The organism is Streptomyces katrae, from assembly GCF_000717655.1.
GTDB classification, from domain to species: Bacteria; Actinomycetota; Actinomycetes; order Streptomycetales; family Streptomycetaceae; genus Streptomyces; species Streptomyces katrae_B.
Window position 1 is genome coordinate 262,455 of the sequence record NZ_JNZY01000005.1, and the last position, 25,132, is coordinate 287,586.

At 73.0% G+C, this 25,132-nt stretch carries 24 protein-coding genes and 1 pseudogene; 10 read left to right on the forward strand and 15 right to left on the reverse strand.

The window, feature by feature from the left end:
- Window positions 1-22 precede the first annotated feature (22 nt).
- The 4 genes from IF09_RS0108925 to IF09_RS0108940 all read right to left on the reverse strand — a co-directional run bounded on the left by IF09_RS0108925 (window position 23) and on the right by IF09_RS0108940 (window position 5,354).
- Window positions 23-544, reverse strand: a complete 522-nt coding sequence (locus IF09_RS0108925; protein WP_030293723.1) for a hypothetical protein — start codon at window positions 542-544, stop codon at window positions 23-25.
- Window positions 541-2,325, reverse strand: a complete 1,785-nt coding sequence (locus IF09_RS0108930) for a nickel-dependent hydrogenase large subunit (RefSeq protein ID WP_030293725.1) — start codon at window positions 2,323-2,325, stop codon at window positions 541-543. Before IF09_RS0108930 ends, IF09_RS0108925 begins: the two co-directional genes overlap by 4 nt.
- 103 nt (window positions 2,326-2,428) lie before the next feature.
- Window positions 2,429-3,487, reverse strand: coding sequence for a hydrogenase expression protein HypE (locus IF09_RS0108935; RefSeq protein ID WP_030293727.1), 1,059 nt, complete (start codon window positions 3,485-3,487; stop codon window positions 2,429-2,431).
- A gap of 97 nt (window positions 3,488-3,584) precedes the next feature.
- Window positions 3,585-5,354: an enoyl-CoA hydratase-related protein gene (locus tag IF09_RS0108940; protein WP_051832250.1), complete on the reverse strand. Its 1,770-nt coding sequence runs from the start codon at window positions 5,352-5,354 to the stop codon at window positions 3,585-3,587.
- Between the two features lie 190 nt (window positions 5,355-5,544).
- Between IF09_RS0108940 and IF09_RS0108945 the strand changes: the two genes are divergently transcribed.
- The gene (locus IF09_RS0108945; RefSeq protein ID WP_030293731.1) at window positions 5,545-6,420 is read left to right on the forward strand and encodes an alpha/beta fold hydrolase; all 876 of its coding nucleotides are present in this window, start codon (window positions 5,545-5,547) and stop codon (window positions 6,418-6,420) included.
- Between the two features lie 14 nt (window positions 6,421-6,434).
- Here IF09_RS0108945 and IF09_RS0108950 read toward each other — a convergent pair whose 3' ends face one another.
- The 3 genes from IF09_RS0108950 to IF09_RS0108960 all read right to left on the reverse strand — a co-directional run bounded on the left by IF09_RS0108950 (window position 6,435) and on the right by IF09_RS0108960 (window position 10,909).
- Entirely contained in the window at window positions 6,435-7,025 is a 591-nt protein-coding gene (locus tag IF09_RS0108950; protein ID WP_030293734.1) for an NIPSNAP family protein, read from the reverse strand.
- 69 nt (window positions 7,026-7,094) lie between these two features.
- Window positions 7,095-8,738, reverse strand: coding sequence for an ABC transporter substrate-binding protein (locus IF09_RS44490; protein ID WP_030293736.1), 1,644 nt, complete (start codon window positions 8,736-8,738; stop codon window positions 7,095-7,097).
- Between the two features lie 50 nt (window positions 8,739-8,788).
- Window positions 8,789-10,909: a hypothetical protein gene (locus IF09_RS0108960; protein ID WP_030293738.1), complete on the reverse strand. Its 2,121-nt coding sequence runs from the start codon at window positions 10,907-10,909 to the stop codon at window positions 8,789-8,791.
- Window positions 10,910-11,226: 317 nt separating this feature from the next.
- Between IF09_RS0108960 and IF09_RS0108965 the strand changes: the two genes are divergently transcribed.
- The 3 genes from IF09_RS0108965 (at window position 11,227) to IF09_RS0108975 (ending at window position 13,677) form a co-directional block, all read left to right on the forward strand.
- On the forward strand, window positions 11,227-11,586 hold the full coding sequence (locus IF09_RS0108965) for a hypothetical protein (RefSeq protein WP_030293742.1): 360 nt from the start codon (window positions 11,227-11,229) through the stop codon (window positions 11,584-11,586).
- A 122-nt stretch (window positions 11,587-11,708) separates the two neighbouring features.
- Window positions 11,709-12,842 carry a site-2 protease family protein gene (locus IF09_RS0108970; RefSeq protein WP_030293744.1) on the forward strand — a complete coding sequence of 378 codons (1,134 nt, stop codon included), beginning with the start codon at window positions 11,709-11,711 and terminating at the stop codon, window positions 12,840-12,842.
- Window positions 12,843-12,936: 94 nt separating this feature from the next.
- The gene (locus IF09_RS0108975; RefSeq protein WP_030293745.1) at window positions 12,937-13,677 is read left to right on the forward strand and encodes a PP2C family protein-serine/threonine phosphatase; all 741 of its coding nucleotides are present in this window, start codon (window positions 12,937-12,939) and stop codon (window positions 13,675-13,677) included.
- On the opposite strand, the gene IF09_RS0108980 is transcribed toward IF09_RS0108975, so the two are convergent.
- Window positions 13,674-14,477, reverse strand: a complete 804-nt coding sequence (locus IF09_RS0108980; protein WP_030293747.1) for a LysR family substrate-binding domain-containing protein — start codon at window positions 14,475-14,477, stop codon at window positions 13,674-13,676. The genes IF09_RS0108975 and IF09_RS0108980 overlap by 4 nt on opposite strands.
- Window positions 14,478-14,535: 58 nt before the next feature.
- Here IF09_RS0108980 and IF09_RS0108985 point away from each other — a divergent pair, with 58 nt between their 5' ends.
- Window positions 14,536-14,940, forward strand: a complete 405-nt coding sequence (locus IF09_RS0108985; RefSeq protein WP_030293748.1) for a DUF5997 family protein — start codon at window positions 14,536-14,538, stop codon at window positions 14,938-14,940.
- 106 nt (window positions 14,941-15,046) lie between these two features.
- The gene (locus IF09_RS0108990) at window positions 15,047-15,730 is read left to right on the forward strand and encodes a family 16 glycosylhydrolase (protein WP_051832276.1); all 684 of its coding nucleotides are present in this window, start codon (window positions 15,047-15,049) and stop codon (window positions 15,728-15,730) included.
- Window positions 15,731-15,794: 64 nt separating this feature from the next.
- Here the strand turns inward: IF09_RS0108990 and IF09_RS0108995 are convergent, their stop codons facing one another.
- Together IF09_RS0108995 and IF09_RS0109000 are read right to left on the reverse strand one after the other, a co-directional pair.
- Window positions 15,795-16,475, reverse strand: a complete 681-nt coding sequence (locus tag IF09_RS0108995; RefSeq protein WP_051832251.1) for a hemerythrin domain-containing protein — start codon at window positions 16,473-16,475, stop codon at window positions 15,795-15,797.
- Window positions 16,476-16,584: 109 nt separating this feature from the next.
- On the reverse strand, window positions 16,585-17,346 hold the full coding sequence (locus IF09_RS0109000) for a carbonic anhydrase (RefSeq protein WP_037634338.1): 762 nt from the start codon (window positions 17,344-17,346) through the stop codon (window positions 16,585-16,587).
- A gap of 168 nt (window positions 17,347-17,514) precedes the next feature.
- Here IF09_RS0109000 and IF09_RS0109005 point away from each other — a divergent pair, with 168 nt between their 5' ends.
- Window positions 17,515-18,021, forward strand: a complete 507-nt coding sequence (locus IF09_RS0109005; RefSeq protein ID WP_030293752.1) for a GNAT family N-acetyltransferase — start codon at window positions 17,515-17,517, stop codon at window positions 18,019-18,021.
- A 77-nt stretch (window positions 18,022-18,098) separates the two neighbouring features.
- Here IF09_RS0109005 and IF09_RS46860 read toward each other — a convergent pair.
- The 5 genes and pseudogenes from IF09_RS46860 to IF09_RS0109025 form a co-directional block, all read right to left on the reverse strand.
- Window positions 18,099-18,405: pseudogene (locus IF09_RS46860) on the reverse strand (SHOCT domain-containing protein).
- A gap of 129 nt (window positions 18,406-18,534) precedes the next feature.
- Window positions 18,535-19,197 (reverse strand): response regulator transcription factor, encoded by a 663-nt coding sequence (locus IF09_RS0109010; RefSeq protein ID WP_030293754.1) that lies wholly within the window; start codon window positions 19,195-19,197, stop codon window positions 18,535-18,537.
- Window positions 19,194-20,399, reverse strand: coding sequence for a sensor histidine kinase (locus IF09_RS0109015; RefSeq protein WP_051832253.1), 1,206 nt, complete (start codon window positions 20,397-20,399; stop codon window positions 19,194-19,196). The genes IF09_RS0109010 and IF09_RS0109015 overlap by 4 nt, the downstream gene beginning before the upstream one ends.
- Before the next feature lie 113 nt (window positions 20,400-20,512).
- Window positions 20,513-21,385: a serine hydrolase gene (locus IF09_RS0109020; RefSeq protein WP_234320924.1), complete on the reverse strand. Its 873-nt coding sequence runs from the start codon at window positions 21,383-21,385 to the stop codon at window positions 20,513-20,515.
- Window positions 21,382-22,350 carry a LysR family transcriptional regulator gene (locus IF09_RS0109025; RefSeq protein ID WP_234320925.1) on the reverse strand — a complete coding sequence of 323 codons (969 nt, stop codon included), beginning with the start codon at window positions 22,348-22,350 and terminating at the stop codon, window positions 21,382-21,384. The genes IF09_RS0109020 and IF09_RS0109025 overlap by 4 nt, the downstream gene beginning before the upstream one ends.
- 85 nt (window positions 22,351-22,435) lie before the next feature.
- Here IF09_RS0109025 and IF09_RS41665 point away from each other — a divergent pair, with 85 nt between their 5' ends.
- The 3 genes from IF09_RS41665 (at window position 22,436) to IF09_RS0109045 (ending at window position 25,127) form a co-directional block, all read left to right on the forward strand.
- A complete protein-coding gene (locus tag IF09_RS41665) occupies window positions 22,436-23,476 on the forward strand; it encodes an alpha/beta hydrolase family esterase (RefSeq protein ID WP_078613142.1) in 1,041 nt (346 codons plus the stop codon).
- A 112-nt stretch (window positions 23,477-23,588) separates the two neighbouring features.
- Window positions 23,589-24,347 carry a 3-hydroxybutyrate dehydrogenase gene (locus IF09_RS0109035; RefSeq protein WP_234320926.1) on the forward strand — a complete coding sequence of 253 codons (759 nt, stop codon included), beginning with the start codon at window positions 23,589-23,591 and terminating at the stop codon, window positions 24,345-24,347.
- 114 nt (window positions 24,348-24,461) lie between these two features.
- Window positions 24,462-25,127, forward strand: a complete 666-nt coding sequence (locus IF09_RS0109045; RefSeq protein ID WP_030293766.1) for an HAD family acid phosphatase — start codon at window positions 24,462-24,464, stop codon at window positions 25,125-25,127.
- Window positions 25,128-25,132: the final 5 nt, after the last annotated feature.

Below are 25,132 nucleotides of genomic sequence, written 5' to 3' on the forward strand. Positions count from 1 at the left end.
GGTGCCCAGGGGTGCCGCGCGCTCACCGGGCCCGTGCCGGGGCCTGCGGGCGGGTGCCGATCTGGAGCAGGGGCAGCGGTGCCCCGGCCGGTTCCAGTTCCACCGCGGTCACCTCGGGTGCGAAGCAGGCCAGGGCGTCCTCGACGCCCCGCGGCACCGCGTCGCCGGCGGACCCGCAGCCGCAGCCGCCGCCCGGCGCGGACCGCAGGCGCAGGACGCCCGTGGCCTCGTCGAAGCCGGCCAGCGATACGGAATCCCGTACGGAGTCCAGGGCGCGGGCGATCCGGGTGTGGACGTCCTCGGGGTGCAGGTCGTGCAGGGCCAGCAGGCTCGCGACGAGCTCGTCGTCCAGCAGCCCGCCGAGGCGCTCCACGCCGAGCCGCTCCACGATCCGGGCGAGCCCGGCCCCGTAGAAGTCCATGAGCACGCGCACCAGTTCCTCGGCGGCGGCGCAGGCCTCGCGGTCGCCGCCGGCGGCCAGCCGGTCGAGGACCTCGTCCACCCGCCGGCCCGCCTCGCGGGCGTCGGTCGCAGCCACGCTCATCCGCCCAGTCCGCTCAGGCCGGTGGGCACGTGCATCTGCTTCACCGTCTTGCCGCTGCCGACGTACATGTGGACGCCGCAGGGGAGGCATGGGTCGAAGCTGCGCACGGCGCGCATGATGTCGATGCCCTTGAAGTTCTCCGGGGAGTTCTCCTCGAAGATCGGGGTGTTCTGGACGGCGTCCTCGTACGGTCCGGGGGTGCCGAAGGTGTCGCGGGTGCTGGCGTTCCACGGGGTCGGCGGGTACGGGTGGTAGTTGGCGATCTTGCCGTCGCGGATCACCATGTGGTGCGAGAGCACGCCGCGGACGGCCTCGGTGAATCCGACTCCGATGGACTCGTCCGGGACCTCGAACTTCTCCCAGGTCTGGGTGCGTCCGGCGCGCACCTCCTTGAGCCCCTGCTCGGCGCAGTGCAGTGCGACCGCGGCCGCGTACGCCTGGAAGTACGTGCGGGCGCGGTTGCGCTCCAGCGCGTTGCTCCACTTCGGGATCTTCCACTCGAAGCGCGTCTCGGGCTTGGTCATCGTGCGCGGCAGGTTGATGACCACGCTGTTGCCGGTGGCCTTGACGTAGCCGATGTCGACGAGCCCGGAGAGGGCGGTGGACCACAGGCGGGCGATCGGGCCGCCGCCGGTGTCGAGGGCGAGGTGGTCCTTGCCGTCGAACCAGCGCGGGGACATCACCCAGCTGTACTTGTCGTCGAAGTTGCGCTTCTGCGGGGCGGGGATGGTGTGCTGGTTCCACGGGTGGCGGGCGTCGACGGGGTTGCCCAGCGGGTCGTGCGTGACGAACTTCTCCTGGCCCGCCCAGTCGTCGTAGTACGAGCTGCCCAGCAGGATGCGGATGCCGAGGTTGATCTCGGTGAGGTCGTTGGTGACGAGTTTGCCGTCCACGACCACACCGGGGGTGACGAACATCTTCCGTCCCCAGTCGGTCATGTTGGCGTACGTGAAGTCGCAGTACTCGGGGTCGTTGAGCGCGCCCCAGCAGCCCAGCAGGACGCGCCGGCGGCCGACCTCCTCGTACCCGGGCAGGGCCTCGTAGAAGAAGTCGAAGAGGTCGTCGTGGAGCGGGACGACCCGCTTCATGAACTCCACGTACCGCATGAGGCGGCTCATGTAGTCGGTGAAGAGCTGGACGGAGGCGATGGTGCCGACGCCGCCCGGGTACAGGGTGGAGGGGTGCACGTGGCGGCCCTCCATCAGGCAGAACATCTCGCGCGTGTAGCGGCTGACCTGGAGGGCCTCGCGGTAGAACTCGCCCTCGATGGGGTTGAGCGAGCGCATGATGTCGGCGATGGTGCGGTAGCCGTGGTCGCCGGCGTGCGGGGCCTCGGTGCGTTCGGCGAGTTCGAGGACGCCCGGGTTGGTCTCGCGGACCATCTTCTCGCAGTAGTCGACCCCGACCAGGTTCTCCTGGAAGATGTTGTGGTCGAACATGTACTCCGCCGACTCGCCCAGGTTGATGATCCACTCGGCGAGGTGGGGCGGCTTCACTCCGTACGCCATGTTCTGCGTGTAGACGGAACAGGTGGCGTGGTTGTCGCCGCAGATGCCGCAGATGCGGCTGGTGATGAAGTGCGCGTCGCGGGGGTCCTTGCCGCGCATGAAGACGCTGTAGCCGCGGAAGACCGACGAGGTGCTGTAGCACTCCGCGACCTTCTTCTGCTTGAAGTCGATCTTCGTGTGGATGCCGAGACTGCCCACGATCCGGGTGATCGGATCCCAGGCCATCTCCACCAGGCCGCTGCCGTCACCGGCCGCCTTCGTCTTCGGTGTCATCTTGTCTGCCGTGACCCTTCTTGGAGACGGGAGCTGGAGGTTCTTGGAAGCGGAGCGGTGGTGGGACGGACGCGGTACGGACACGGGGCTGCGGGCGGCCGGGTCACCAGGGCTTGCGGTAGCCGGTGGTCAGCTGCCGCCCCGGGTGGCGCCACTTCGGCTCTTGGTCCACGGTGTGCTCGGTGATCGACCTGAGCTTGCGGATCACGGTGCCGTAGACCCCGCTGGCGGTGGCGGACACCTTCGAGCCCGGAGGCTCGTCCATGAACGGCATGAACTTGTCGGGGAAGCCCGGCATGGTGCAGGCGATGCAGATGCCGCCGACGTTGGGGCAGCCCCCGATGCCGTTCATCCAGCCGCGCTTGGGGACGTTGCACTTGACGACCGGGCCCCAGCAGCCGAGTTTGACCAGGCACTTGGGCGAGTCGTAGGTCTGGGCGAACTGGCCCTGCTCGTAGTAGCCGGCCCGGTCGCAGCCCTCGTGCACGGTGGCGCCGAACAGCCAGGTCGGACGCAGCTTGTCGTCCAGCGGGATCATCGGGGCGGAGCCTGCTGCCTGGTAGAGCAGGTAAGTGAGGGTCTCCGAGAAGTTGTCCGGCTGGATCGGGCAGCCCGGGACGCACACGATCGGGATGCCGGCCTTGGAGGTCCAGTCCCAGCCGAGGTAGTCGGGCACGCCCATGGCGCCGGTGGGGTTGCCCTCCATCGCGTGGATGCCGCCGTACGTGGCGCAGGTGCCGATCGCGACCACGGCGAGGGCCTTGGGCGCGAGGCGGTCGATCCACTCGCTGGTGGTGATGGGCTGGCCGGTCTCCGGGTCGTCGCCGAAGCCGCACCAGTAGCCCTCGGGCTTGATCTTCTCGTTGGGGATCGAGCCTTCGACGACGAGCACGAAGGGGTCGATCTCCCCGCGCTCACCCTTGAAGAACCATTCGATGAACGTGTCGGCGCCGCCGACCGGTCCGCATTCGAAGTCGATCAGCGGCCAGTGCACGGCGATCTTGGGCAGGCCCGGCAGGACGCCCATGACGATCTCTTCGATGCTGGGCTGCATCGCTGCCGTCAGGGACACCGAGTCGCCGTCACAGCTCAGTCCGGCGTTGATCCAGAGGATGTGGATCGTGGGGTCCTCTACCGCCGTGCTCGGCGTTGCTGCATCCATGAGGATCGCTCCTTGGGGAGGGATGCGGGGAGGGTGGGTGGGGCGGGGACGGGGACGGCGGACGGGCGGGTGCTCCGCGCCGGCCTCACCCTTCTTGCTAGCAGCCGGCCGGGCCGGGTGCCCTGTCTTGTTCGGCCGGTCCAGTGACTGCGGGCCGCCGGGAGGGCAGGGGCGCGGTCCGCCGTCCGGGCACGGTCCGCTCCAGGTGGGCCGGGGTGCGGTCCGGGAGCTCCTTGCGTACGAAGGCACGGCGCAGGGCGTGGTACGGGGCCTGCGGGTCGAAGAAGGTCTCCCGCATCCGCGCGAGTTCCGCCTCGCGGTAGGCGGCGAGCGGCCGGACGCCCTCATCGGCGTCGCGGCGGGCCTTCTTGCCGGCGATCCGGGACCGGATGGCGGGCGAGTCCGCCATCCGGACGGCGAGCCGGGCGGTCTCGTCCGCGAAGGCCTGCGGGCCGCAGTCGATCGTACGGTCGACCAGCCCGAGCCGCCGGGCGGCTTCGGCGCTGAGGGGCAGGGCGTCGGCGGTGAGGCGGTCGGCGACGCCGGTCCCGGTCCGGCGGGGCAGCGTGTAGGTCCAGTACTCGGATCCGTGCAGGCCCATCAGCCGGTAGTGCGGGTTCAGCACCACGCCGGTACGGCACCACACCTCGTCGGCGGCGAGCGCGAGCATGGCCCCGCCGGCCGCCGCGTTGCCGCCGAGGGCGGCCACGACGAACCGGTCGGTGGTGGTGAGGACGGCCTCGACCAGGTCGTCCATGGCGTTGATGTTGGCCCAGGACTCCTCGGCGGGGTCGGCAGCCGCCTCGATGACGCCGAGGTGGATGCCGTTGGAGAAGAAGTCACGGCCGCCGCCGAGGACGAGGACGGAGACGGGGCGGGTGCAGGCCTCCCGGTAGGCGGCGAGCAGGCGCCGGCACTGCGAGGTGCTCATCGCGCCGCCGGGGAAGCCGAACGTGAGGAAGCCGGCCCCGCCCTGCTCCCGGTAGCCGATGTCGGACCAGGTGCGCGGGCCCTCTTCGGCGTACGGCGGCGCGGGGAGCTCGGGGAGCGGCGGCAGCCGGTCGCCGAGGGCCAGGGTGGCGGGGAGTTTGACGGGGGCCGGCTCGCCCGCCGTGCGCCGGGCGCGGAGCTCGGGGATCCACACCGCCGCGTCGGCGGTCGCCCGGCAGATGGCGCCCGCCCGGGTGGCGAGCAGCTCGCCGGGACGGCCCCGCAGCTGGTCCTCGGGGTGTCCGCCGTGCAGGAACCACTGGCCGCCGAGCAGTTCGTCGAGTACGCCGGGCTGGGAGTCGGCGGCGCGCAGCGCGCGCACGACGCTCTCCGTGGAGTCGTGGTGCCAGTCGATCCGGCGCCGTTCCTGGCGCAGGTAGGGCCGGGCGCGGCCCGGTCCCTGCCGCTGCGGCACGTGGGTACCCGAGGCGAAGCGGTCGACGGCCGTCAGCACGGCGGACAGGGCGGCGTCGGCGATCTCGCCGCGGTACGCGTCGCTCTTGCCGACGGGCGGCAGCGGGCAGTCCGCGGTGGCCCAGATGTCGCCCGCGTCCATCTCCTCGGCGGCCTGCAGGACGGTGACGCCCCAGTGGGTCGCGCCCTCGGTGACGGCCCAGTCGAGCGAGGAGGGTCCGCGGTCGCCGACGGGTCCCGGGTGGACGATCAGGCAGGTGTGGGCGGACCACACCTCGCGGGGGATGGCCGTCTTGAGCATCGGCGCGAGCACGAGGTCCGGCCGGTGGCGCTCGACGGCCTCGGCGAGGGAGACGCCGGGCAGGGCGAGCTCGACCGCCACACTGTGCCCGCGGTCCCTCAGTTCAGCGTGGACACGCTGAGTGAGACTGTTGAACGCGCTGGCGGCGAGCAGGATGTGCACGTGATCTCCCAAGCGTCCGGCCCCCGGCGATCTGCGGCCGCAACAGGTACGGCCGCTGGAGATCCTCGACCACGGGCGTGCGCGGGCCGGCTCGACGTACGGGGGCGTCACTCGGAAGGGGGCGCGCGGGCCGCCACCTGGTGGATAGGCGACGTACGCGGGACGGGGGCCGGCGCGCCACGATCTACTCATGAGTAACTTAAGTGCATCACGCGACGCGGCGGTCACCTTCGTCCTGGTCCACGGGGCGGGCAGCAACGCCTACGCCTGGTCACCCGTACTGACCGAGCTGGGGCTGCGCGGCCAGCGCGCGGTCGCGGTCGATCTGCCCGGGCACGGTCCCGGCGCGTACTTCCCGCTCTCGTACCAGGCTCCGCAGGACCTGGAGCGACTGCGTACGGAGCCCTCCCCCCTCTCGGGGAGGACGCTGGCCGACTCCGCCGAACACGTGGCCGCGGTCGTGCGGCGGGCCCGCCGCAACGGCCCGGTCGTGCTGGCCGGCCAGAGCCTGGGCGGCGTCACCCTCAACGCCGTGGCCAACCTGGTGCCGGAGCTGATCTCGCACCTCGTGTACATCTCGGCTTTCTGCCCCACGAAGCGGGCCTCGGTGGCGGAGCTGATGAACGCCCCGGAGGCGGCCACGAGCTCCATACCCAAGATGACCGCCGTCCCCACGCCGCCGGAGCTGGGGGTCACCCGGGTCAACTGGCGGACCGGCGACCCGGCGTTCTTCCAGATCGCCAAGGAGGCGCTGGCCGCCGACTACTCCGACACCGAGGTCCGGACCCTTCTCAACATCCTCGAACCCGACGAGTCGGCCGCGATCGGGGTCTGCGACTCCCGGGGCCTGCCGCAGCAGTGGGGCCGGGTCCCGCGCACGTTCCTCCGGTTCACCGAGGACCGGACGATCCCGCCGGCGCTCCAGGACCTGATGATCCGGGAGGCCGACGAGACGACTCCGCACAACCGCTTCCGCGTCCGCTCCCTGGCAGCCCCGCACATCGGCCCGCGCGACCCGGCGCTGCTGGCGGACGAATTGGAGCAGGTGGCCCGGCTCTGCCCTTGAGCAGGTGGCCAGGATCAGCCGACCGGCGCGAGCCTCAGGTGCTGCGGCGGACGCGTCAGGTATGCGGAGAGGTCCGGGAGGCGCGGCGCCTCCCCGGCTGTGAACCAGAGCAGGACGTCCTCGCCGGTGCGCACGGGCAGGGCGGGGAAGGTGTTCGGGGCGTGTTCCGTGCGGTGGACCGCCGTCGGAGGGGAGCCGGCGGCGGTCAGCCGGGGGCGCAGGCTCCGCTCGAAGTCGCCCTCGAAGGACGGGGCTGCGGGGTGGCAGATGGTCACCGCGACCGGGCCGGCGCCGGCCGGGGCGGCGAATCCCGGACCGCGCAGCAGGAGGACGTCGTCCGAGTCGGCCATGGTCGCGTTGGCCCGGGCGCGGTGCTCCTGCCAGAGCGGGCCCTCGTAGAAGGCGCGCAGCGAGCGGTCCCGCCGCTCCATGTCCGGGAAGGCGCGCAGCCAGACGAAACGGTCCGGGTCGTCCAGGTCCCGGAAACGTCCGCCGACGGTGATGCCCGCCGCTTCCTGCCCGGTGACGAACTCCCGCTCGAAGAGTGCGATCAGGGTGTCCCGGGCGCCGGGGTGCAAGGTGTACTGCCTGAGTTCGACGATCATCGCCGCAGAGTAGGACCGGTCCGCTGACACCTCCTGTCAGTGGACCGGTCCGCGGTCGCCGGCCTCGCTTCAGCAGCCCGGGGCCCCCGTGCCTCCGCGCTGCGGCAGACTCAGGTTGGGGGCGGAGCTCGGCCAGGTGAGGGTGACCGTCCTCGTCGTCCCGTCCGCGTTGAGCTGGACGATGGGGGCCGGCTTGCCGACCGGGTTGCCGTCGGCGCCGAACGAGAGCCAACCGCTCGCCCCCGGGAGCATCTGCGCGCAGTAGAACTGGTGGAGGATGCCGGTCTCCAGCCCCGGGTTCTTGACGCCCGCCTCGTCGTGCCGGGCCGCGCTGATCGCGGCGACGGCGGCGTCGTGCGAGAGCATCGCCTGGCCGCTGGCGAGGTCCGCGGGGTCGAAGGCCAGGGGTGCCGCGCCGGACAGGGTGGCCAGGGGCTGCTTCGTGCACGGGTCGGGCCGGCCGGTGAACGCCGACCAGAACTGGTCGTAGTTGCGCTTGGCGTCCGATCCGGGGCATTCGGTCCCCCATTCGTCCGGACTGGCCAGGGCGGTGTACGTCACCGTGACCCGGCCGGAGGCGAGGCCCTTGAGCACCGCGTCGTCGCGGATGGCCGCCGAGGCGTCGTCCCCGACCAGGATGCGCAGCTGCGGGATGCCGCAGGGCGCGCCCTGCACCCAGTTCTGCACGAACGCCCCGAGGTCGCGGCCGCGTCCGGCGAAGTACACGACGGACGGTGCGGCCTGGCACAGGTTGGCGTGCATCAGGTTGAACTGCTGGATCAGGTAGTCCTGGCGGCCGGCGCCGCTCGGGAGGCTCCGGGGCGAGGTGTACGGGAGCACCGTCACCGTACGGTCCGGCGCCTGGAAGCGGGTCTTCGCCTCCGCCGCCAGCGTGGCCGTGTAGTCGTCGTCGGCGACGCTGTCCGCCACCACGGCGAGCGAGGTCACGGCCGGGCGCAGCCCGGACACGTACTGGTTGGCCGCGATCACGGAGTCGGAGTTGGTGGGTGAGACCCGGAACATGTCGGGGATGGTCCGCTTGCCGGCCGGGTCCGCGGGGTCCAGGTTCATCGAGTTGCCGGTCACCGTGGATCCGATGACGGGGATGTGCAGCTGGGCGGAAATGGCCGCGGCTGCCTGGCGGGTCTGCTCGGTGCTCTGGCCCAGGCCGACGACCGCCGAGATGTGCTCGGCCGCGGCGTTCTTCTTGACGCTGGCGACCGCCTGCTGCCAGGACCCGTACTGACTGCCCATGTTGGCCAGGTACAGCTTCACGCCGGGCGTACTGCCGTACGCGGCCGTGTTGTTGGCACGCCAGACCGCGGCCATGGCGCCCTCGATGTTGTGGTAGAGCGATTCGTAGGTCAGCGTGTCCACGTCATCGACCGGCGAGAGGTTCAGCATCAGTACCACGCTGGTGGAGTTCCCCTGCACCGCCTCGTTGGCGGCGCGGATCGTGTCCTCCAGCTTGCGCATGCGCGCGGGTTCACCCTTCGTGAAGGGCCTGCTGTCCAGGTTCACGCCGACGCACGCCAACGGCGTGCCGGCGGCGGTCATTCCGGGACCGCACGACAGCGCGGGCGGGAACAGCACGCCGTAGCCCCACGTGCCGCCGAGCACGGCACCGGCCAGGAGCAGGAGGGCGGCCGTCAGCGAGAGCACGGGATGGCGGCGCAGCCTGCCGAGCCGTGGGTTGCGTACACCTGCGGGCATGAGGACTCCTTGCGGTGCGCCCGGCCACGCCGAGGGCGTGGCGCGGAGGGTCAGGCGAACAGCGCGCCCGCCTGCTGGAGGGCGCTGACGTCGAGCAGACGGGAGTTGTGCGAGAGCCGTTCGAAGCCCTCTTCGATCTGGGCGTCCCAGCGCCGGCTGCGCTCGGTGAGCGGATCGTTGTACAGCCACAGCAGCGCCAGGAGCTTGGCCGTGGCGACCGCCACGACGTCCCGGCCGCTCTGCTCGATCCCGGCGAGGAGGAATGCGTACGACTCCTGGGCGGACTGCTCGTGGACCAGGCGGCACGGCGCCGACGCCAGGTAGTCGAGCAGGCGCACCCACGCACGGTGGTCCCGGTCGAACCGGTCGGCCAGCGCCTCGGCCACGGGGTCGAACTGGCCCAGGGCCAGGTCGTAGAAGAGCTGCTGTTCCTCGCGTGCGAAGCCCGAGCTGCCGTTGTGGGTGGCGGCGAGGGAGGCCAGGGCCCGGGCCTGGCGGGTGAACACGTCCTGCCACGGGTCGGCGGGACGCTCCCCTTCCGCTGCGGCGGCGGGTGCGCCGGCCGGGGTGGCGGCGGAGAGGGCGGTGAGCGCGCAGCGGCTCAGCCAGGGATGCAGTACGGGGGGTCTGTCCGCCTCGCCCCAGCCGACCTCCCGGATCCGGGACGGGCGGTGGAAGAAGGTGCTGACCCACAGGTGGCGGCGTAACAGCTCGAGGCTGCGGGGCAGGTCGGCTATGTCCGGCGGTACGCGGGGGTCGTCGGCGGTGCGCATGTCGGCGAGGTAGGCGGCCGCCAGGACGACGGGCGGCGGGTTGGTCCATCCCGGCGCGGGGGCGGCGAGCCCTTCGGGGAGGCTGGTCTCCAGGGCCCGCGACCACAGCGGTCTTCCGCTCGCGTCGACCGCGGCGGGCAGGGGTCTCTCCGGTACGCCGGCCTCCGCGTCCGGCGGTGCGCTCTCGCGCTGCTCCTGCAGGGCGATGGCGGCGCCCCAGTGGCCGCCGGTGAGGGCGTGGACGACGGACGCCGCAACGGGTGCAGCGAGCGGCGCGGCGTCGTCGGTCAGGTACCAGACCCGCTCCTCGGACATCGGATCGAGCCACACGGGATACCAGTAGTGGGCCGCCGCGGCGGGGTCCGGTCCGGCGCCGGCCTCGTCCTGCCGGGTCCAGCCCGTACGGGTGGCCCGGCTGAGGAGGGGAACACGGCGCTGCGGGGTGTCCGGCAGCGGGGAGGTGCGCCAGGGCTCGCACCAGCGGGTCGTCCATTCCGGCTGCCACTGGTCGCAGGCGGCGAGGACGACTATGGGGTCGGCGGCAGACCCGGAGCCCGGCTCGTTCTGCTCGTTGCGTATGCGTGCCGCGATGAGTGCGGCGAGGAACCGGCGGCCGGCCGGGGTCTGGGCGCCGTCCACGAAGAGGACCCATGCGTGGTCGTGCCGGGCGGCCCGGCCGGCGTACTCCTCCGGCAGCTCGCAGGAGCACGAGGAGCGCAGTGCCGGGTGCCGTTCCGCCTGGTCCTTGGCGTCGGCGAGGAACGCGGCCAGCAGCGGCCCGACCGCGGCCGACCGGGACGCGGAACTCAGCCTGATCAGCGCGTCGAGGGAGCCCGCGGCCTCGGCCTCCGGGATGCCGACGTGCCAGCGCAGCGCGTCGCGCAGACCCCAGCGGGCGGTGCTCTGCAGCAGCGATCCGATCACCGGACGGGCCCGTTCCCGTGCGGCGGTGACGACTTCGCGCGCCTGCCCCTGGACGAGCGGGCTGAGCGCTCCGGTGACCACGACGTCCATCGTGGCGTCCACGGCCTCCTCGAGCCGGCTGGCGAACCGGCCGCGGCGGGTGTTGCGCGTGTACTGCTGGATCAGGCCTTTGATCTGGTCCGTGGCCCGGGAGCGGTCCGCCTCGAGGTTCTCGTTGAGGGCCAGCAGGCCGAGGGCGAACCGGTGGAAGACGGGGCTGCGGCGCAGCGTGTCCCAGCCGCGCATCATCTGGAAGGCCACCAAGGCCGCGGCGGACACAGGGTCGAGCGGGTTCTCGTGGAAGTCGAGGTGGGCGTGGACCACCGTGGAGCCGCAGCCCTGGGACAGGGAGCGAAGCATCGTGGTCTTGCCCGACTGCCGGGGTCCGAGCAGCGCCACCACGGGCTGCCGCTGGTCCGGGTACCGCCAGATCATGTGCCGAAGAAAAGCGTCGGTCCCCTCCGCATGGCCGAGCTCCGCCGTTGCGCTCACCATTTCCCCGCCCCCCAACCGAAAGTGCGACGCACGCGCCGACGGAACGGAAGGTAACACCGGGAAGACGCGGAGCGACGGTGAATGGCGCGGATCTCCTTCCCGGAATTCCGGGGACCGCACGCAGCTCCCTGCGCGGATCCTGCGGTCGATCTTCAACGGATATTCTGCGTCCACGCAGGCGGGGCCAGAACGCCTGGAAGCTGATGCAACACCCGATGTGCCGGGCCGCACCGTGCGCGGCAGGAGATGGAGTCCCGATGGACGTGCAGCACTTCGAGCGGATCACCGCATTCATCGAGGCGCGGCTCACCCCGCTGTTCGACGAGACCACCGGCAGCGAGCGCGGTTTCGCGATGGACGACACCTCCCGTGCCCTGCGCGCACTGCGCAACGCGGTGCTGGAGGCCTCCGCGGTCAAGGGGCTCCTCGAGAAGCGGGCGGAAGCCGAGCCGGCACTGCGCCGGGTCATCGACCAGTCGGTGGAGCACCACTGGGACGTGCTGCGCGGGATCGCCCGCCAGTGGGAGGACCACACCGACTTCCTGCGCGAGTTCAAGCGGCACGCGTGGGAGCTCGACGAGGTCCTGGCCGCTCCGGCCGCCACCACGGAGGGCTGAGCCCCGCCGGGTGCCGCCCCCTGCCGACCGCGTCCGCGGGCCGGGGCGGCACCCGGCGCAGGTCCGCCCCCCGGAGTGACAATGGGTGTGTGGACCCGCTGCCGGGCCGGCAGGAGACGAAGATGAACGGCTCGGTCCCTATCGGACGTGTTGTCGGGGTGCCGCTGCGCATGCACTGGAGCGTGCCCCTGCTGGTGGTGCTGTTCGCCTACGGGCTCGGCCGCCAGACCCTTCCCGTGTGGACTCCGGGGCGCTCGAACGCCGTGTACACCGTCGCCAGTGTCGTGGGCGCCCTGCTGCTCATGGGCAGCCTGCTGCTGCACGAGACGGCGCACGCCGCGACCGCCCGCAGGAAGAAGATCTCCGTCGAGGACGTCACCCTGTGGGCGCTGGGCGGGATGACCAGAATGGGCCGGCCGCAGACCGCCGCGGCGGCCTTCGTGGTGGCGGTGAGCGGGCCGCTCGCGAGCCTTGTGCTCGGTGGCGCCGCACTCGGCGCGGGGTTCGGGCTGCATGCCCTGCTCGGCTGGGCGGTGCCCGCAGCCGTGCTGGTGTGGCTCGGCTGGACGAACCTGTTCCTCGGCGTCTTCAACCTGCTGCCGGCCGCGCCGCTCGACGGCGGACGGGTGCTGCAGGCGCTGCTGTGGTGGCGTACGGGCGACCGGGAGCGGGCGGAGCGGGCGGCCTCGCGCAGCGGACAGGTCCTGGGCGTGCTCATGGCGGCCGTGGGCTGGATCTCCTTCCTGCGCGGGTCGTCGAGCGGGCTGTGGCTGGTCTTCACCGGGCTCTTCGTCACGTTCGTCGCGGGCGCCGAGCGCCAGCACGCCGTGCTGCGTACGGGGCTGCGGGGCGTGCGCGTGGCCGATGCCATGTCCAGCCCGGTGGCGACCGGTGCCGACTGGCTGAGCGTGCGGCGGTTCATCGACGAGGTGGCCGTGGCATCCCGGCATTCCGCACTGCCGCTGCTCGATTTCGACGGCCGGCCCAGCGGGGTGGTGCAGCTGCGCGGGCTGGCCCGGATCCAGGACGCGCAGCGGGACGCGCTGCGCGTACGAGACGTCGCGACCCCGCTGGCGCAGTGCGCGGTCGCCGCCCCGGACGACCTGCTGGGCGAGGCCCTGGACGGGCTGCGCCCGGGGACCGGGCTGCCGGTCCTGGTGCTGGACGGGGGCCGGCTGGTGGGGATCGTCACCGCGAAGGACATCAGCCGGCTCGTGCAGCGGCAGACGCTGCGCGGCGGCCGGGAGCCGGAGTGAAGCGGTGGCCGCCGGGGGCGGCGGCTCCGGCGGTCCGGCTCCGAGCGCGGCTCCGAGCGCGGCTTCGGGTGTGCGGCGCGACAATGGGGGTGCGATGACGTACATAGCCGTGAGCGCGTTGAGCCATGCCGGGCTGGTACGGGACCACAACGAGGACAGCCTCGTCGTCGGGCCGTGGACGCTGTGCGCCGGTGTGACCCGCAATCCGCAGACGCTGGTGTTCCCGACGGGCTCGCCGCTCGTCGTCGCGGTCGCCGACGGGATCGGCGGACAGCCTGCCGGCGAGGTGGCGAGCGCGTTGGTCGCCCGCCAACTCGCGATGCTCGGGCCCTCCTTGGACAGCGAGGCAGCCGTCCGCGAGGCGCTCGTCCTGTGCAACCAGGCGGTGTACGCGGCTGCCGACAGCGATCCGCAGCTGGCGACCATGGGCACCACGGTCGCGGGTGCCGTCGTACTGGAGGACTCGCTGATCTCCTTCAACGTCGGCGACAGCAGGGTGTTCGACGCCACGGCGGAGGAGCTCCGGCAGCTGAGCGTGGACGACAATCCGCCCCTGGAGCCGGGGCAGCGCACCACTTCCCTGCTGACCCAGGCGCTCGGTGGCGCCCGCCGGCGCAGCGCGATCACGCCGCACGTCTCGACGGAGCCGCTGTCCGCCGGAGCCCGCTACCTGGTGTGCTCGGACGGGCTGACGGACCCGGTGCCGCCCGAGGAGCTCGACGAGCTGCTGCGGGTGCACGACGACGGCAAGGCCGCGTTCGAGCTGTGGAAGGCCGCCATCGACGCCGGCGGCCCCGACAACATCACGCTGGCGCTGGTCAGGATCGGCGCCTAGCGACCCGTGCGGCGGGGCTTTCCGCCCTTGCTGCTCTTGCCGCCCTTGGCCCCGCCCTTCGCTCCGCCGGAGGCGCCGCGCGGGTTCTTGCCGCCCGACTTGCCGGCCGTGGGCTTACGCCCTGCGCCGGCCGCTTCGGGGCGCTTGCGCTGCTTCGGCTGCGGCGGGGTCGGGGCGCCGCGGCCGCGCGTGCTGTTGACGGTCCGGCCGCGCACGATCCCGATGAACTCCTCGACCAGGTCGGTGGGGTCGCCGTCCGGGAACGACAGCGCGACCCGGGACTCGGGGGCGTCCGTGACCGTCCGGTACGTGAGGTCCTTGCGGTGGTGCAGCCGCGCGAGGGACTGCGGCACCACGAGGACGCCGATCCCGGCCGCCACCAGCTCGATCGCGTCCGCCGTCGTGGCGGGGCGATCGAGCGCGGGCCGCCCGGGCAGGCTCTCCCAGTCCAGCGTGTCGTCGAGGGGGTGCAGCACGATCTCGTCGGCGAGGTCCTCCGTGGACACCTCCTCCACGGCGGCCACGATGTGGTCCTTCGGGACCACGACGACCGTGGTCTCGGTGTAGAGGGGGATCGCGGCCAGGCCCGTCCGGTCGATCGGCAGCCGCACGAACCCGGCGTCGGCGTCCCTGCCCCGCAGCATGTCGGGGGCTTCGGCGGCGGACACCTGGAGGAGGGTCAGCGGGACGTCGGGCAGGCGCTCGTTCCAGATCCGCACCCACTTGCCGGGCGTCACCCCGGGGACGTACGCGAGCCGGAACGAAGGAGATGCTGAGGGAGATGCTTCCGAGCCTGTCACCCGGCCAGGTTACCGGCCGTGGTCAGAAGTAGCGCACACGCTCGATACTCTTGACCCCATGACGTCGCACAAGACCACCCAGACCATGAAGCCCGCCACCGCGGCGAAGAAGCTGGGTGTGTACCTCGAAGCCACCCCCGCTGAGTTCCAGGAGGGGGTCGTGACCCGCAGCGAGCTGAACGCGCTGCAGGCCGAGCCGCCCCAGTGGCTGCAGGATCTGCGACGGTCCGGCCCGCACCCCCGGCCGGTGGTCGCGGCCAAGCTCGGCGTCTCGATCGCCGGCCTCGCGCGCGGTGGGGTCACCGAGGCCCTCACCACGGAGCAGATCGACGCGCTGAAGCAGGAGAACCCGGAGTGGCTCCAGAAGGAGCGCGCCACCCAGGCCGAGGTCCGCAAGGAAGCGGTCCGCATCAAGGAGAAGCACGCGGAGCGCGCAGAGCGGACCCAGCGGTCCGACTCCTGACCGGCGTGCGCCGCGGGCGCCGCCGATGCCCCGAAGTGCCCCGTTCCGGGCCGATCGGGTGGAGATCACCGGAATGCGGACGGCGCGCCGCGGGCAGAGCTGCAGGGTGATCTCGCAAATCCTCGCCAAAATCCGGCGCCCCGGCGCACTCGTCTTCTCGGCCGACTTCGGCTCGACGTCCCGGTGGGTCGCCGGGCGGTCCTGGGCCTATCCCGACGGCGGTCCGGTCAATCCGGGCGACAGCAAACTCGATCACCTGACCGACGATCCCACCTACAGCCGCAGCGGGACCTTCCGCGCCACCCGGCGCCCGGACGGCAACTGGGACACCGGCCTGCTGACCACCGAGGGCAGCGACGAGGGGTTCCTGCTGCGCGCGGAGGACGTGCTGGAAGCCCGGGTCAGACTGCCGGAGGCGGCCGGCGCCTGGCCCGCGATCTGGACCTGGCGGGACGGCGGCCAGGAGGTCGACGTCTTCGAGTACCACCCCGACAACCCGGACCTGCTGGAACTCTCCAACCACGTCAGGGGCGGCGGATCGCACTACTTCCGCGACGCCGCCGTGCAGCCCGGCGCATGGGTCGACCTCAAGGTCAAGTTCGGTGCGACCTCGGTCGTGTGGTGGGTCAACGGCACCCGCGCGTACGCCGATCACAGCGGGGTGGGCCGGCGCTGGCGGGCGTACATCATCGTGAACCTGTCGGTGAGCGCGGGCCGCTACCACCCGGCCCCCGACCCGGCCGTCTCCGAGATGTCGTACGAGGTCTCGGACCTCCGCGTCTACCGCTAGGGGGGTCGTCGAAGCAGCGTCGTCCGCCCGTGAGGGCCGGCCGGACGGGACTTTGACGACGCCCCTAACCGTGCCCCACCGCCGCCGCCAGGCGCTCTTCCAGCCGTCGGAAGTTGCGCTCTCCGACCGCGCGCCAGACCACCCGGGGAGGCAGCGGCAGGTGCGCCATGATCAGGATCTGCTCCCCCGGGTCCGCGTCCTTGAGGATCATTCCGAGGACGGTGAGCAGCCTGCTCTTGGGCAGGGCGGCGATGGCCGCGTCGCCGATCTCGTCCCACTCCGCCTGCGACACCACTGCCGGGACGAGCGGCAGCGCCTCGCGTTCCTCCTGGTCGAAGTGCTCCTCGACGGCCTGTGACACCTGCTCGAGCACGGCGGCCAGCTCCTCTCCCCGTGCGCTCGCCCCGCCGGCCGTCCATGGGCCGAGGAGGGCGTCCGCCCGTTCGAGGTGGGCCGCCAGGTCGGCGTGCTGGCCCTGGATCCGCGTCCACAACTCGCGGTGCCCGGGCGCGCGTTCGGCCAGCTTGGGCCACAGCAGCCGGTCCTCGCCCTCGTGGTGGTGGTGCAGGGTGTCCAGCAGCAGCGCCACCCGGTCGGCGACCAGCCTGACCTGAGCGCGGCTCCCGTGGCGCACCCCGCGCACCCGGCCCGCCGCCTCCCGGAACTCACGCCGGAACATCCGGTGGACCACCACCATGTCGTGCGTGGTGACCGGTTTCCCCTGGTTCTCCATCGACGTCGACATCGCCCATGACCCCCGTCCTGGTGGGTGTACCGGGTTCCAGCGTGGGGGCCGGCCGGCCGTCTCCACCAGGGGCGCACGACGGCGCTCCAGCGCCCCCGGGGAGCCTGGTCTACACCAGGGTGCGGACTCTCTGGTCGCCGAGGTCGTAGCGGGCGGCGACGACGGCCAGCTTGCCGGTGGTTATGCGGCGGGCGATGTCGGATTCGGCGGCGAGCCGGTCGCGGGTGCGCCGGGCGTGCGCGTCGATGGTGGCGGCGATACGGGCCTCGCCCTGCTGGCCGTGGTCGATGGAGGGCCGGATCTGGTCGGCCAGGTACTGGATGTGCGCGGGCAGCTGCCCGCCGGTCTCGTCGGCGTGGACGGCGGCGCGGACCGCCCCGCAGGACTGGTGGCCGAGGACCAGCACCAGCGGTATCTCGAGTTCCAGCACCCCGTACGCGACGCTGCCGAGGACGGCTTCGTCGAGCACCTCGCCCGCGGAGCGCACCGTCAGGAGGTCGCCGAGCCCCTGGTCGAAGACGAGCTCCGGCGGGACGCGGGAGTCGACGCAGCCGAGGATGATCGCGAAGGGGTGCTGGGCCCGGGTGAGTTGGAGCCGTACGGACGGCGACTCATGCGGGTGTTCCTGGTGGTACGTGCGCCAGCGCCGGTTTCCGGCGGTCAGCCGGCGCAGGGCCTCCTCCGGGGAGACGGGCCGCCCGGCGGTCTCCGGCGCGGCGGGTGCAGGAGCGGGAGCCGGAGCGGCGGAGGCGGGGAAGGCGGAACCGAGGGTGAGGACGGACCCGACGGCCGCCGAGCCCGCCACGGCGGCGCGGAGCAGGCCGCGACGGCTGGGCGAAGGGGCCTCGACTGTCTGCGTGTTCGAATACATCGCGGGACCGTAACCCGGCGTACGGGCCACCCGGCCGGGCGACGGAAGGAATGGCGGGATGCCCGCCGGGATCCGGCCGAAACGAAACACGCCGAGACGCACGTCTCAGCCTGTGGACGGCCGGTCCCCGCCGGAGGCACCGCACGCCCGGCGGGGACAATGGGCGCCATGCGTATGCGAGCAGTGCACATCGATGAACTGCCCCTCCTCCAGGCCATCGAGAGGGCGGCCGGGGAATGCTTCCGCGGCATCGGCATGCCGGAGATCGCCGACGACGAACCGCTGCCGCTCGACGAACTCGCCCGCTACCAGCGGGCCGGACTGGCCTGGGCCGCGGTCACGGAGGCCGATGCTCCGCTGGCCTACCTCATCGCCGACCGCGTCGACGGCAACTTCCACGTCGAGCAGGTATCCGTGCATCCGGACGGTGCGCGCCGCCGCATCGGCCGGTCGCTGCTGGAACACCTGGCGGCCCGGGCGGCAGCCGAGTTCATACCGGCGCTGACCCTCACCACGTTCGAGGACGTCCCGTGGAACGCCCCGTACTACGCCCGCTGCGGTTTCGAGCGCCTCGCCGACGGGGAGCTCAGCCCCGGCCTGAAGGCCATCCGCGACCGCGAAGCGGAACACGGCCTGGACCGCTGGCCGCGGATCTGCATGCGCCGGGTCCTGTGATGCGCGGGACGGGAGTGGAGGTCCGCGGGTGCGCGGACCTCGTCACCCCGTCGCGCTGACGCTCCCGGACGGCACGGTCAGACGGGGCCGTCCTTGCCGTCGAGACGGGTGCGGCCGAACTGTTCGTCGAGGACCGACAGCCGGCGCCAGTACTCGTCCTCGTCGATCTCGCCGGTGGCGAACCGGCGGCCCAGGATCGCGATCGGCGAGTTCTCGCCGTACGAGCCGCGGGTCGCGGGTCGCGGCCCATGGTCCGCGCGGGCCGCGGCCGCCGCGCCACACCGTACGGCGCAGGACCGTGACGACGCCGAAGACGACGGCCGCCCAGATCAGCGGGACGAACAGGATCCACGGGCCGGGCCCCTCGTACGCCAGGGTGTTCATCTCGGTTCAGCTCCTCGGAAGGGGTTGCCTTGTCACTTCCGAGACTCGCCCCGGGAGGGTGCCCGGGTCGTCGTACGGCCGGCGGCAGTCCGGGTACGACCGCGGGAGTAGCCCACCGCGGAAGTGGCGTCAGCCCAGCCAGCCGGGCCTGACCAGCCCCGACTCGTACGCCAGCACCACCAGCTGGGCCCGGTCCCGGGCGCCGAGCTTGATCATGGTCCGGCTGACGTGCGTCTTCGCGGTCAGCGGGCTGACCACCAGCCGGCGGGCGATCTCCTCGTTGGACAGGCCGAGGCCCACCAGGGCCATCACCTCGCGCTCCCGCTCGGTCAGCCGCTCCAGCTCCGCCGCCCCGGGCGCTTTCGACCGGGCCGCGAACTCCGCGATCAGCCGGCGCGTGACCCCGGGCGAGAGCAGCGCGTCTCCCGCCACCACGGCCCGCACGGCACGCAGCAGTTCCTCCGGTTCCGTGTCCTTGACCAGGAAGCCGGACGCGCCGGAGCGGATCGCCTCGAAGACGTACTCGTCGAGCTCGAAGGTGGTCAGCATGACCACCTTCACCGCGGTCAGCCCCGGGTCCCCGGTGATCGTGCGGGTGGCGGCCAGGCCGTCGAGCACCGGCATCCGGATGTCCATCAGGGCGATGTCCGGGCGCAGTTCGCGCGCCAGCCGGACGGCTTCGTCCCCGTCGGCGGCCTCGCCCGCCACCTCGATGTCGGGCTGCGCGTCGAGCAGCGCGCGGAAGCCGGCCCGTACCAGCGCCTGGTCGTCGGCGAGCAGTACGCGGATCACGGGTCCTCCTCCGTTCCCAGCGGGAGCCGGGCCAGTACCCGGAAGCCGCCGTCCGGCCGGGGGCCGGCCTCGATGGTGCCGCCCTGCGCGGCGGCCCGCTCGCGCATCCCGATCAGGCCGGCGCCGCTGCCGCCGGCGTCGCCGCCGGTGGCGGGCCCGTCGTCGTCCACACGCAGTTCGAGCACGCCGGGCGGCCGGGTGATGCGGATCCTGGCGGTCCGGGAGCCCGAGTGGCGCACCACGTTGGTGAGCGCCTCCTGCAGGATCCGGAACGCGGCGAGATCCGTGCCCGGCGTCAGCTCCCGGGCCGCGGCCTCCCCCTCCACCGAGACGGTGAGCCCGGCCGAGGCCGCCTGGTCGACCAGTTCGGGGAGCCGGCCGAGTCCGGGGGCGGGCGTGCGGGGTGCCTCGCCGGGGGCGCGCAGGGTGTTCAGGACCTGCCGGACCTCGCCGAGCGCCTCCTTGCTGGCCGCCTTGATGGTGGTGAGTGCCGTACGGGCCTGCTCGGGGTCCGTGTCGAGCAGGGCGAGGCCCACGCCCGCCTGCACGTTGATCACGGAGATGCTGTGGGCCAGTACGTCGTGCAGCTCCCGGGCGATCCGCAGCCGCTCCTCGTCCACCCGGCGGCGTTCGGCGGCCTTCCGCTCGGCCCGGTCGCGGGCCCACTGCTCCCGGCGTACGCGGACGGCCTCGGACGCGGCGAGTACGGCGATCACCCAGGCCGTGACGCCGCCCTCGGTCCCCCACGGCGCCGGGCCGTCGCCGGGCGGCGGGAGCCAGGGGTACAGCCAGTGCCCGATGAGCAGATGGCCGGCCCACAGGGCCCCCACCGCGCCCCAGGCGGCGTAGCGGTGTCCGGCGACGACGGCGGCGAAACAGGCCAGGGCGACGCTGATGAAGACGGGCCCGTACGGGTATCCGCCGGCGAGGTAGGCCAGCGTGACCGCGCAGACGCCGTACACGACGGGCACCGGGTACCGGTGCCGCAGGAGCAGCAGGGCCGGCCCGAGGAGCAGCAGGAGCCGGCCGAGCGCGCCGACCGGCTCCCGGTCGGGCTGGAGGTGGTGGACCCACCCGGTGGCAGCCTGGGTGAACACGGCCACGAGCAGCGAGGACCGCCAGGGCAGCCGCCCGGCGCCCGCGCGCTCCGCCCAGTGATCCCGCCGCCGCTCCGCCCAGTGATCCCGCCGCCGCTCCGCCATGCGGCCACGCTAGACCGCCGGGGGCGCCGTCGTCGTCCGCCGGGCGGGCCGATCGGGCGTACTCCCGGTGGAGTACGTCCACCGCGTGGGGCGGGCCTGCGGTCTTGAACCGGCTACGTCGCGCGCAGGGCGTCGACGGCCATGCGGGCGGTGGTGCCGATCACGGCGTCGGCCGCGGGGAGGGTGGCTGCGGGGTTGGCGGCCCGGGTGAAGACGGCGACGGCGTAGCGGCCGCCGTCGGGGTATTCGATGACGCCGACCTCGTTGCGCAGGGTCGGCAGGCTGCCGGTCTTCCCGGCGACGTGGACGTCGTCGAAGGGGAACCCGGCGGCCATCCGGTGGGGCCACACCTGGAGTCCGAGCAGTCGGCGGATCGCTGCGCCGTGTTCGGGGATGCAGGCCTCGTCGCGCCAGACGGCGGCGAGCAGCCGTGTCATGTCGCGGGGCGTGCTGCGGTTGCTGTGGGCCGGGTCGAGGGCGCGGAGCCGGGCGATGACGTGCGGATCGGTGAGGGCCTGGGCGCCGGCGGGCCCCGCGTCCTCCCGGACGGTGGCGAAGAGCGAGCGGAAGGTGTGGACGGCGAGGGTACGGGTGAGGCCGAGCCGGGCCGTGGCCTCGTTGACGCCGTCGAGGCCTATGCGGGCGAGAAGCAGGTCGGCGGCGGCGTTGTCGCTGACGGCCGTCATCAGGTACGCGGCGTCGCGCAGGGACATGCGCACGGGATCCAGCATGGCGGCCAGTCCGGTGGGGCCGGCGGTGCGGTCGCCCGGCGGGCACTCGACCTGTTCGCCGAGGTCGACCCGGCCGGCCGCGGCGTGCTCGTGGAGGGCGACGAGCAGGCAGAGCTTGTGCACGCTGGCGGTGACGACCGGCTGGTCCGCTCCGGCGTCGATCTCCGTACCGGAATCGATGTCGACTGCGTGCAGGCGGCCGGTGACGCCGGCTTCGGCGAAGGCTGCGCGAATGCGGTGGAGGGTGTGGTTCACAGCCAGTACTCCGCTGCCGGGCGCAGGTGGAGCGGCCGTGCGGGTACGTCGGCGGTCACCGCCGCAGTGTTCCACAGGGCGCGCGAGGTCGCTTCGGTGAAGGAGCCGACGGCGGCGTCGCCGCGGCCCTGCGGCCATGCGACGCTGTGGCGCCAGGCGAGCGGGGAGCCGGCGAGGGGCCGCCAGACGATGTCCGCACACGGCCCCGCGGCATCGGCCGACCCGGTGTCGCGCGGGGCGAAGGCCACGGCGTTCGTGGAGAGGACGAGACCGCGGACGAAGCCGGCGCCGCGGCCCTGCCGCACGGTGGCGGGGGTGTAGCCGCCCCGGGCGCAGGTGTTGAGCACGTCGTCGTGCAGGGCGGGGGCCTCGGCGCGCGGGAAGAGGACCAGGCCGTGTCCGGTGAGGGCGGCGAGGGGCACCTCTTCCAGCGCGGCGGCCGGGGCCTCGCGGGGCAGCAGCACGCCGAGTTCGCGCCGCAGGACCGGCCCGAGCTCCAGCCCGGCGAGGTCGCAGGGGTGCCGGACGAGCCCGACGTCCAGCTCCCGTGAGGCGAAGCGGGCCAGCTGCTCGGCGGTGGACAGCTCGTGGAGCTCCAGCTCCACGCCGGGGTGGTGCTGCCGGAAGGCGGCCAGGATCGCGGCGATCGCCTCGCCGGCGAGGTCGGGCGGTAGCGCGGCGCGCAGGAGTCCGCTCTCGCCGTCGCGGATGCGGCGGGCCGTGGCTGCGAGGGCGTCGGCCCGGGCCAGCAGCAGGCGGGCGTCCTCCAGGAGCATCGTGCCGGCCGCGGTGATGGTCACCTGGCGGCTGGTGCGTTCGAAGAGCCGGACGCCGAGCTCGCGCTCCAGGCGCTGGACGCGCTGGGACAGGGGCGGCTGGGCCATGCCGAGCAGCTCGGCGGCACGGCCGAAATGTCTTTCTTCTGCAACAGCCACGAAGCACTGCAGATGCCGGATCAGGTCCACGGCCAGCAACGATATCGGAGATTGATGGATCCTGGACCGATAGGGATCTTGGACGGCGGCCGGGCGTCGGTGTTGTGCTCACGGCATGTCCTCGAACTTCACGAACCCCTCGGCCTCGTTGCCGTCCCCCCACCGCTCCGGGTGCACCCGGCGCGCCGCGTGCACCGCCGCCCTGGCCCTCGGCCTCGCGCTGACCGCCACGCTCACCGGCTGCACGGCGGGCCCGCGGCCACCCGCGGCGGCCGGGCCGACCGTGAGCGCGAGCGCGTCCGCATCCGCGTCCGCCCACGCCGCCGCCGACAGCCGGGAGCGGCTGACCGTCGACGGCGGCACCCGGGAGTACCTGATGCACCGCTCCGCCGCCGAAGGCGCGGGACCCCGGCCGCTCCTGATCGCCTTCCACGGGCGCGGCGCCGACGCCGAGAACCTGCGGAAGCAGAGCGGCCTGGACCGCGCCGCCGAGGCCCGCGGCATGCTCGTCGTGTACCCCGAGGCCCTGGGCAAGGCCTGGGGCGCCGGCACCGCTCCCTCCGCGCAGCGGCCGGATCCGGACGCCGATGTCCGGTTCACCGAGGCCCTGGTCACCGAGCTCGTGCGCACCGGCCGGGCCGACCCGCACCGGGTCTACGTCGCCGGGTTCTCCAACGGCGGCTCCATGGCCCTGCGGGTGGCCGCGCAGCGTCCGGACCTGGTCGCGGGCGCGGCCTCGGTCTCCGGTGAACTCCCCACCGGGGCCGCCGCCGTGAAGCCCACCGGTCCGGTCCCCGTGCTGATCGTCTACGGGGCCGAGGATCCCGTACGGCCGCTGGCCGGCCTGCCCAGTCCCGGGCCGGCCGGTCCCGGGGAGGAACCCATCACCGCGACCATGTCCGCCCGGGCGAGCGCGGAGGCGTTCGCCGCCGCAGGCGGGGCCGGCGATCCCGCCGAGGAGGGGAAGCCCGGCTACGACTCGGTCACCTGGCGGCCCGGCCCCGCGGGGGCGACCGTACGGCTGCTCGTCATGCACGGCGCGGGCCACACCTGGCCCGGCTCGGCCGTTCCGCCGCCCGCGGGCTTCGGCCCCGTCAGCACCGCACTGGATGCGAGCGGCACCGTGCTCGACTTCCTTTCCGCCGGGCGGCGTTGACGGCAGCCGTCGCCTCGGCACGATGCGCATGGCGGCGCGCACCACACCTGGGTCACCGAGTGTGGTGCGCGCCGCCATGGGCGCGGCTGCCCGCCCTCCCTACTGTTCAGCCATGACGAGCCAACTTCCTTTCCTGCGGGAGCGCGTCGCACTGGTGACCGGCGGCGGCAGCGGCATCGGACGGGCCTGCGCGATCGCCCTGGCCGAGGCGGGCGCCACCGTCCACGTGGTCGACATGGGCGAGGAGTCGGCCCGGAGCGTCGCCGCACTGGTCGGCGGGCAGGCGCACGTCGTCGACCTCGCCGACCCGGGCGCGATCGAGGGGCTGCCCGCAGCGGTGGACATCCTGGTCAACAGCGCGGGCCTGCAACACGTCGCCCCCATCACGGACTTCCCGGCCGAGCGGTTCGCCCGGATCCAGCAGGTGATGGTCACCGCGCCGTTCCTGCTGCTGCGCCACGTGCTGCCGCACATGTACGCGGCCGGCTGGGGCCGGGTGGTCAACATCTCCAGCGTGCACGGGCTGCGCGCCAGCGCCTACAAGTCCGCCTACGTCGCCGCCAAGCACGGCCTGGAGGGGCTCAGCAAGGTCACCGCGCTCGAGAGCGCCCCGTACGGCGTGACCAGCAACTGCATCAGCCCCGGCTACGTGCGCACGCCCCTGGTGGAGGCCCAGATCGAGCAGCAGGCCGCCGCGCACGGCATCGGGCCCGGCGACGTGCTGTCAGAGGTGCTGCTCACCCGGTCCGCGCTCAAGCGCCTGATCGAGCCCGAGGAGGTCGCGGCGGCCGCCGTGTGGCTGTGCGGGCCGCACGCCGGCTACCTCACCGGGACCTCGCTCCCCCTCGACGGGGGATGGACCGCCACGTGAACGGCCCGGCCACCAAAAATTAACTACCGGTCAGTAGACAGGGAGGTCGAGCATGCGGATTCTGGCCCCGTACATGTCATTCCAGCCAACGAAGCCCCTGAGGAGCGCCCCCACATGCGCAGCACCCGCGCCCGCATCCGCACGCTCGCAACCGCCACCGGCACGGCAACGGCCACCGTCGTCCTGATGCTGGCCCCCGCCGCCTCCGCCCAGGCCGCCCCGGCCCCCACCCCGGCCGCGGCAACGGCCTCCGCTCCCGGTGGCAACGCGCTCATCCGCGGTATCGACTACGGCACGTGGAAGCGCGACATCGCCGCCGTCATGGCCACGGCCCGCCCGTACGTCGAGCAGCGCATCGCCCGGTCGCCCGCCGGCGAGAAGCCCGCGATCGTCCTCGACATCGACAACTCCTCGCTGGAGACGGACTTCCACTGGTTCTGGACCTTTCCGACCCCGGCGATCGCCGAGGTCCGCGACCTGACCCGGTACGCCGACGAGCACGGTGTCGCCATCATCTTCGTCACCGCCCGCCCGGGGATCATCCACTCCCTCACCGAGCACAACCTCAAGGCGGTCGGCTACCCCGTCTCGGACCTGTACGTCCGGGACCTGCCCGACCTCTTCAGCGAGGTCAGCACCTACAAGACGGCCAAGCGCGCCGAGATCGAGGCCCGCGGCTACACGATCATCGCGAACATCGGCAACAACAACAGCGACCTGGTCGGCGGGCACGCGGAGCGCACCTTCAAGCTGCCGGACTACGACGGCAAGCTCTCCTAGTCCGG